The sequence below is a fragment of the Pseudoflavonifractor gallinarum genome (assembly GCF_014982855.1).
GTDB classification, from domain to species: Bacteria; Bacillota; Clostridia; order Oscillospirales; family Oscillospiraceae; genus Pseudoflavonifractor_A; species Pseudoflavonifractor_A gallinarum.
In genome coordinates, this window is sequence record NZ_JADCKF010000017.1 from 30,987 (window position 1) to 38,984 (window position 7,998).

Genomic DNA, 7,998 nt, shown 5'->3' on the forward strand with positions numbered 1-7,998 from the left:
GGCCGTATTCCGCATAAAAAACGCAGACGCCTGCTTTGGCGTCTGCATTTTTTTCGGCTGGCAGAAGTTCTCGCTGCCGGCACGGAGGGTATTTACTTCAATTTGGCGCCATCCTGGAAGGCGTTGCCCACCTTTTCGCCCATCTTGCGGTAGGCGCTGTGGATGGGGTCAAAGAGAATGGGCTGGAGCTTGTCAGGGTCGATGTTCCCGTCCCCATCCAGCACCGACGCATCGGCGCTGACATTGACGATCTTGCCCACCAGACGGCCGCTCTCCGCCTCGTAGCGGACCAGGCGGCACTCCACGGCCATGGGAAGCTCGTCAATGAGAGGAGCATCCACAAATTCCGATTTGGTGGTGTGCCAGCCCGCTTTTTCCAGTTTGTTGGTCACGCTATTGCCCGACTCAACGCCCACATAGTCGCAGGCTACGGCCTGCTCCGCGGTGGCCATGCTGACGGTGAAGGCCTTGCGGGAGAGGATGTTGGCGGTGGTCTTATGGCCGGCGCTGATGCACATGGAGAGTTCCGTACTGCCGCTGATGCCGCCCCAGGCTGCGTTCATGGCGTCGGGGGTGCCGTCCTCGCCGTAGGTGGCGAGGATGAACACCGGCTGAGGATAGGTCCAGGGCTTGGCTCCAAAATTCTTGCGCATAACAAAATACCTCCTGTTGTATTGGGTTCCGGCAGTTACTTTGCCGGGAGGGGTTTATGACAGATTCAGGCTCCGGAAGCGGTTGAGACAGGCAAAGATCTCCTGCGTTCTGGGCCGGGCCAGGAAGGGAGGCGCGGTGCGCACTCCGCACAGCGCGGCCAGCCCCTGAGTTTCCATCAGCCAGTCCAGCGCCTCTACGATCTGCCGCAGGGTCCGCCTGCCGTCCATCAGGTGCTTTTGGGCATAGAGCAGACAGTAGCCCAGGGCGGCCGACTGCTCCCCATCGGCAAGCTGCTCCACATACCGCAGATCGATGGTCTCCCGCTGAATGGATACCCCGTCCCGGCCGAGGGATTTGAGCTTGATCCGGTTGCCGCTGCGGAATTCCGGCGACGGCTTGGGGCAGCGGGCGAAATCCGGCATGGAGGCCGGAGACAGCGGGAAGCGCTCATCGGGAAAGGCCTGGGCCTCCCGCTTGGCAAAGGCGGTAATATCCCGGGGGATATACCGGTCCATCTGGATGATGTGATCCGCCGCGTGGAAATAGGCCCCGGAGCTGCCCGCCACCAGAATGGTGGAGATGCCATGCTGTTGGTACAGCTCCTCAATGCGGTCCAGGAACGGGGTGATGGGCTCCATCTCCCGGCGGACCACCCGCTGCATCAGCTGGTCACGGATCATGAAGTTTGTGGCGCTGGTGTCCTCGTCCATCAGGAGCAGGGAAGCGCCCGCCTCCAGGCTCTCCACCACATTGGCCGCCTGGGAGGTGCTGCCGCTGGCGTCCTCCGTGGTGAAGTGGGAGGTGTCCTTTCCGTTGGGCAGGTCATGGATGAACATGGAGATGTCGGTGCGCTGAATGCTTCTGCCGTCCTCGGCCCGGATCTTCACCGCGGTGTCGTCTGTAATTACGAACTCCCGGCCGTCTCCGGCGATGTGGGGATAGACGCCAAGCTCCAGGGCTTTCAGCAGGGTGGATTTTCCGTGATAGCCGCCGCCCACGATCAGGGTGATCCCCCTTGGGATGCCCATGCCGGAGATGGCGCCCCTGTGGGGCAGCTGCAAGGTGACGGAGAGCTCTTTCGGGGCCTGGAAGGGAACCGCCCCCTTCATCGGCAGAGCGGAGACACCCGAGGCCCGGGGGAGGATGCTGCCGTCGGCCACAAAGGCGCACAGGCCCAGTTCAGGCAGCTTTTGCCGGATGTACTGCTGATCTTCCGCCAGATCGGCCACGGCCTGAAAGTGTGCGCGGTCCGCGTCGCGGTAGAACAACGCGCCCTTTACACACCGGGGGAGGAGATCGAACAGGATCTTTTCCAGCTCTCTGGCGTTGATGGTGCGGCCGTTGGCCGGGAAGCCCACCTCCAGCCGCAGGAGGATGTCGCCGCTCTCGGGAGACAGGGAGCAGGCGGTCCGCTCCAACACCTCCTGCCCGCAGCGGCTGACGGCGATCAGGCCGCTGTGGCCCGAGCCCTTCGCCTGGAAAGAGGCCTGGCTGGCCAGCCGTCCGAAGCGGCGGGTCAGCTCATCCTGGAGGGCGATGCGCTGGCAGGGAAGGCGGTAGAGCGCGGCGGGAAAGGCCGCCTGTTTTCCGCGGACGCAGACGCTCAGCTTGGAGGGGGCGGCAAAGGGATCCCCCTGCACGTGGTCGATGGAGAGGGTATAGCCGGGAAACTGATAGACACCCAGCGTATCCTTGTAGGCCGGATAACCTCTCCGGTCGATTTTGTTCAGTAAGGTTTTCAAATCACTGGAAGTCTGCATGATGTGCTCCTCTCTGTGGTCGGTTGTCAGCAGGTGAGATCCGGGGACAGCCCGGAGCTTCAGCCGCCTCCGGAAGGGGACGGTATGCTGGGGATAGCGCGGAAAAAGAACTGGGCCATTTCCTCGGGTGTGGCGGAATCCTGCTCCAGCAGCCACTCCATCGCCGTGTTGCACAGTGCGCCGATGTACATATAGAGCTGGTATTTCTCAATGGAAGAGGAGGGCATGGTTCCCTCGATGCTTTCGTGAAACTGGTTGAGCTCCTCCAGGACCACCGACAGAAAGCCCGAGTGGTACAGGTCCAGGAGATAGGTGCGATAGGCATGGAAATAGCGGAAGCTCAACAGGATGTTTTCATAGGTATAAAAGCTCTCCTGTCCCGGGGAGAGCTTGCTGCGGAAATCATCCAGAACATCCCGGATCAGCATGACCAGCACGTCTTCCTTGGAGCAGTAATTGCGATAGAAGGAGGCGCGGGCCACGCCAGCGCCCTTCACGATCTCGGATACCGTGATTTCTGAGAGACTCTTTTTTTGCATCAGGGCAAAGAGGGTATCCGTGATCTGTCTCCGCACACGGAGGTTTGCCTCTTTTCGTTTGTCCATGTCCGTCATCCTCCGTGGAGCATATGAGACAAAAAGGGAGAATTTGTCTCACGGGCGGGAATTGATGCTGTCGGGCGAATTGTGATACACTTGTCTCGTATTTTAGCACGAAATTCAGCGATGTCAACGGAGGAACGACCATGGGCAACTACTGTTTGAGCTGCTGTTCCGCGGTGGATCTGACCCCGGAACGTATGAAGCAGCGGGATCTTCACTATGTATGCTTCCGCTATACACTGGACGGTACGGAATATCCGGACGATATGGGGGTCACCATGTCCTCCGAGGAGCTGTTCGACCGCATGCGGAAGGGCGCGGAGACCAAGACCTCGCAGGTGAGCGTAACGGAATATATCCGGCATTTTGAGCCTCTTTTGCGGGAGGGAAAGGACATCCTCCATGTGACCCTCTCTTCCGGGCTGACCGGTACCTATAACTCCGCCTGTCTGGCGAAAGCCGAGCTGGCGGAGCAGTATCCCGAGCGGAAGATCTATATCGTGGATTCGCTGGGTGCTTCCAGCGGGTACGGCCTGCTGATGGAGACGCTGGCCGACCAGCGGGACGCGGGAAAGACGATCGATGAGCTCTATGCCTGGGCAGAGGAGAACAAGCTGCGGCTCCATCACTGGTTCTTCTCCACCGATCTGTCGTTCTATATCCGGGGCGGACGAATCTCCAAAGCGGCAGGACTGGTGGGGACCATGCTGAACATCTGTCCGCTGCTGAATATGGATCAAGAGGGCCATCTGACGCCCCGGGAAAAGATACGCGGAAAGAAACGGGTCCTGAACCGGATCGTGGAGCAGATGGAACAGCATGCAGAAGGGGGGACGGCTTACCGCGGGAAGTGCTATCTCTGCCACTCCCTGTGTGAGGAGGATGCGCGGGCCGTGGCCGCTCTGGTGAAAGAGCGCTTTCCCCAGATGGATGGAGAGGTAGAGATTTTCCCCATTGGGACCACGATCGGAAGCCATACCGGTCCGGGAACCGTGGCGCTGTTTTTCTGGGGCGACCAGCGCGACAACTGAGTTTGGATGGAGAGAGGCTTTGAAACCGCGTCTCTCTGGAAAAGGCGACCCGCCTGCTATCTCTGATGCAGATAGCAGGCGGGATTTTTCAGTCTGTGCGCTCTTGTCCGGCGGGCGGGGGAGTGTTACACGCGCTTTTGCCCAAAGACCGCTCGGGCCTCCTTCATGTTCTCGCGCACCTTCACGCCAAAGGGACAGTTCGGCTCACACCGGCCGCACATCAGGCAGTCGTCCGCGGTGGCGGACAGGGCCCAATAGTGCTGTGCCACGGTTTCGGGCACGGTATCCTGCTGCTTGGCCAAGTCCAGGAACTTGGTCACGGCAGCGATGTCGATGTGGGCGGGACAGGGCTGGCAGTGGTTGCAGTACATGCAGCGCCCGGTCATGTGGATGGCGCTGCCGGCGCTGAAAATGTGCGCGTAGCTGCGCTCTGCGGCGGGCACCTCATCGTATTTTACCGCTTCCTTTACTTCTTCCACCGTGTGGCAGCCCACGATGACCACCTTCACGCCGTTGCGGTCCAGGCAGTACTGGATGCACTGGGGGACCGTCATAGCGGTGCCGAAGGGAGAACTCTCCGCCTTGAGCAGGGTACCGGCCCCCAGCGGCTTCATCACGGTGATGGCCACACCGGCGGCCTCGCAGGCGGAGTACAGCTTCTGCCGCGCCTCGTCCACCACCAGGCCGCTCTGCGCCATTCCCTTGAATTCCATCAGATCATAGATATCCGTGTCGGCGGCCTCCATGTCATAGGCGGGATTGATGCTGAACATCAGCACGTCGATGAGACCGCTCTCCACGGCCTTCAGGGCGATGTGAGGATTGTGAGAGCTCATGCCAAGATGGCGGACCACGCCGCTGGCCTTCAGCTCCTTGGCGTACTCCATCACCGGGCCTTCAAAGACCGTGCGGAAATCCTCCTCGCTGTCCACATAATGGATCATGCCCACGTCGATGTAGTCGGTCTGGAGGCGCTCCAGCAGGTCGGCAAAGGACCGCTTTGTCTTTTCAATGTCCCGGGTACGGGTGTACTGCCCGTCCTCAAATACCGTACACAGATGGCCCTGGATGATAAATTCTTCCCGCCGGCCCTTCAGAGCGATTCCCAGGTTGCTGCGGGTGGGTGCCTGGGGCATGAAGATGTCGATGTAGTTGATGCCGCTCTGCTGCGCGGTATCCACGATCGCGGTACTCTCCTCGGCGGTCAGGCCGTTGAACCATTCGCCGCCCAGACCGATTTCGCTTACCTTCAGGCCGGTGCGGCCCAGCGTTCTGTACTGCATAGATAAACCCCCGTTTGATGCGATCAGGCATTGTAAAATAGTAAAAATACGATATACTTGAATTATATATAGCTGAATGCATAGGTACAAGTACGCACAATATTTTTATCAAGTGAAAAAAAGTTCACTATTGGAGGAGAGTATGGAAAAGATACAGGTCACCTGTGAAATGGAGGTCACGCTGAAAATGATCGGGGGGAAATGCAAGCCCCTGATTTTGGACAGCCTGATCCGCCATGGGACGCAGCGGTTCAGCGAGCTCATGCACCGCATCACCCAGGTATCCCAGCGCACGCTCACCAACCAGCTGCGGGAATTGGAGAGCGACGGGCTGATCCGGCGCACAGTGTACGCCGAGGTGCCGCCCCGGGTGGAGTACTCCATCACACCCAAGGGGAAATCGCTGGAGACCATTCTCAATCTGATGTGTGAATGGGGCGAGAAAAACATTGACGACCGCTTTGAAATGACAAATCCCCAGTGCTCCGGCTGCGAAGAATAGAGAGCCGGGGCGACTGGGGAGACGGGAAAAATGATATGAATCAAGCAGCTGCCGATAAATCACAGAGAAATACCCCATTCTCTGCGGGTGAGTTGAGCATAGTGCTGATATACGATCCCAAATCGATGGATATACTTGGGCTTCCAGGGCTTTTCCTTGCCGCAGAAGTGTAGAATTGCCGTGTGTTCCATCACCCACCGCAGATCATAGCCGCCCCTGCTGCGCAGCAGATAGTTGCTGTAATTGCGGGCGTCGTAATTCCACAGGGCGTCTTCCAAGGGCAAAATTCGTTCACTGTAAAGGGCGTTCAGAATATCCTGATCTGGTAGGATGAGTTCTTTGCGATGCTGTGCCACATAGTCAAACAGTACCTGAGGCTGGATCTCCCGCCGCCCAGCCTCTAGATCCATCAGAAGGACCCCGGAATTGTAATAGTCACGCTCTGTCCCCAGCCGCAGTTGATTGACGCTGCTGGCCAGTTTCGTTTTGCCTGTGTGGGCGGCGGCCGCAAAGAGATTTCCCCTCAGGTCAATCTCCCACAGGGAGTGGATGGGATTGATGACCAGCGTATCCGGATCCAGATAGAGAACCCGCTGGATGCGGTTCGGCAACAAATGAGGGGCCAGGAGCCGGTAATACATTTCTTTGGGATACTGCCGTGTGACGGGAGCTCCCTGAAACAGGCTGTCATCCACTTGGATCGGGAGAAACGAGTATCCGTAAACTGCGCATTGCCGCCGGACTGCCGAGAGCGCCTCATCGGGAATGGCGCTGTGGAGCAGGAACAGGACAAAGGTATCCCTTGGATTGTTGATGGCCAGGGAGGTGAGCAGCACCTGGAGCTGGGGCAGATAGTTCTGATCCAGGGTAGTCAAGAGATATATGGGTTCCACGCCTGCTGCCTCCTTTACGGACGCTTTCCCATACGGCTGACTGCCATCACGACACTGTCGATACCCAGCAAAATCAGATAGGCACTGGCGAAGTATCGGATGATCGTGAGTGTGAACAGCGGGTTAAAAATCATCAAAACTCCCAAAATCAGCCCGATAATGTTAATGATCAGCGTAAAGTAGTAGATTCCATCACCTGCCACAAAGCGGATATGCCCCAGATGGACAAGCCGGGATATTCCGTGGGCAATGAACCAGATGGGGAACAGGAATGTCAGTACCAGCACCCCCGTCCCGGGATAGACCACCTGTGTATAGACACAAAAGGCCGGAGTGTAAAAATTTTTTACACTCCGGCCCTTTTGACAAACAGGATATTACGTTCGGCTGCTCCAGGGAGGAATTTCCGCTGTCATAATATGGTACACGGTATGAACAATCTGGTCCAACTGCTCGGTGTCCTCATCGGTCCATTCTTCCAGCAAGCCCATGATGGCCTGGCTGTGATAGCGCAGGATAACTTTCATCTGGGAGCGGGTACAGTCGGGATAAAAGTTTTTCCGCTCGGAAGCCAAGGTGAAATAATGCAGGAAGCACTGACGCAGCAGCCGCTTCAGCTCCTCTCCATAGTTGCTTTTCATCCCATGCTCTACGTAGGGGGCAATATTGATGGCCATGACGAAAAAACTGCGCAGTCCGACTTCACCGTCCTCCTGGTCCAGCGCCTTTCCCATCACCTGCTCAAAATACTCCTCAATCATCCAGCGAAGTAACTCTGGAATACCATCAAAGTGATAATAAAACGCTTGCCGTGTGATGTTGCACTGCTCCACAATATCTTTGACCGTCAGCTTCTTTACATGGCGCTCAAACAGCAGAGTCTGCGTGGCTTCCGCGATTATTTTCTTCATATCGGTGGGCACGGCGGCTCCGCCTCCTTTTTGCAAATAGACCCTAAGGACTTGTTTCTGATTATATCGTTTTCTATGATTGTTTTCAATTGCTCTATGGAAGAAAGCATGATGGAAACGGTCTGGTATTGCCTTATAGAATTGGAAATAAAAATGCGAAGTATCATCAAGGGCCGTTTCAGATCCTTTCATGATACTCCGCATGGTCGAGCGGCTGGATTCGAACCAGCAGGAGGGGTCAGGTAGAATAAGTTTCGCAAAAACAAAAAAAGACATGGTTTGCAGATCTCTGGTAGAATGAAGTTGCGACACCACCATTCGAAAGGAGACAGCAAACCATGTCCGAGAAGATTGTACAGCTA

9 protein-coding genes are annotated in these 7,998 nt (G+C 57.1%); 2 read left to right on the forward strand and 7 right to left on the reverse strand.

Annotated elements, in window-relative coordinates; genetic code table 11:
• Positions 1 to 92: 92 nt before the first annotated feature.
• Genes INF37_RS14800 through INF37_RS14810 form a run of 3 tightly spaced genes read right to left on the reverse strand, consistent with a single transcriptional unit; the run spans position 93 to position 3,019 of the window.
• Positions 93 to 653 carry a flavin reductase family protein gene (locus tag INF37_RS14800; RefSeq protein ID WP_193539236.1) on the reverse strand — a complete coding sequence of 187 codons (561 nt, stop codon included), beginning with the start codon at positions 651 to 653 and terminating at the stop codon, positions 93 to 95.
• Positions 654 to 707: 54 nt separating this feature from the next.
• On the reverse strand, positions 708 to 2,414 hold the full coding sequence (locus tag INF37_RS14805) for an ABC-ATPase domain-containing protein (RefSeq protein WP_193539238.1): 1,707 nt from the start codon (positions 2,412 to 2,414) through the stop codon (positions 708 to 710).
• A 59-nt stretch (positions 2,415 to 2,473) separates the two neighbouring features.
• Positions 2,474 to 3,019, reverse strand: a complete 546-nt coding sequence (locus INF37_RS14810) for a TetR/AcrR family transcriptional regulator (RefSeq protein ID WP_193539241.1) — start codon at positions 3,017 to 3,019, stop codon at positions 2,474 to 2,476.
• Between the two features lie 140 nt (positions 3,020 to 3,159).
• Between INF37_RS14810 and INF37_RS14815 the strand changes: the two genes are divergently transcribed.
• The gene (locus INF37_RS14815; protein ID WP_193539243.1) at positions 3,160 to 4,047 is read left to right on the forward strand and encodes a DegV family protein; all 888 of its coding nucleotides are present in this window, start codon (positions 3,160 to 3,162) and stop codon (positions 4,045 to 4,047) included.
• A gap of 125 nt (positions 4,048 to 4,172) precedes the next feature.
• Here the strand turns inward: INF37_RS14815 and INF37_RS14820 are convergent, their stop codons facing one another.
• Positions 4,173 to 5,330, reverse strand: a complete 1,158-nt coding sequence (locus INF37_RS14820) for an aldo/keto reductase (protein ID WP_193539245.1) — start codon at positions 5,328 to 5,330, stop codon at positions 4,173 to 4,175.
• Positions 5,331 to 5,472: 142 nt separating this feature from the next.
• On the opposite strand from INF37_RS14820, the gene INF37_RS14825 reads away from it, so the two are divergent.
• Positions 5,473 to 5,832, forward strand: a complete 360-nt coding sequence (locus INF37_RS14825; RefSeq protein ID WP_193539247.1) for a winged helix-turn-helix transcriptional regulator — start codon at positions 5,473 to 5,475, stop codon at positions 5,830 to 5,832.
• A gap of 59 nt (positions 5,833 to 5,891) precedes the next feature.
• Here INF37_RS14825 and INF37_RS14830 read toward each other — a convergent pair whose 3' ends face one another.
• From INF37_RS14830 to INF37_RS14840, 3 genes are all read right to left on the reverse strand, one after another.
• A complete protein-coding gene (locus INF37_RS14830; RefSeq protein ID WP_193539249.1) occupies positions 5,892 to 6,725 on the reverse strand; it encodes a glycosyltransferase family 8 protein in 834 nt (277 codons plus the stop codon).
• 14 nt (positions 6,726 to 6,739) lie between these two features.
• A complete protein-coding gene (locus tag INF37_RS14835) occupies positions 6,740 to 7,033 on the reverse strand; it encodes a DUF308 domain-containing protein (protein WP_408004156.1) in 294 nt (97 codons plus the stop codon).
• 69 nt (positions 7,034 to 7,102) lie between these two features.
• Positions 7,103 to 7,998 (reverse strand): TetR/AcrR family transcriptional regulator (locus tag INF37_RS14840; RefSeq protein ID WP_207730512.1); only part of this gene is annotated, 896 nt, incomplete at its 5' end.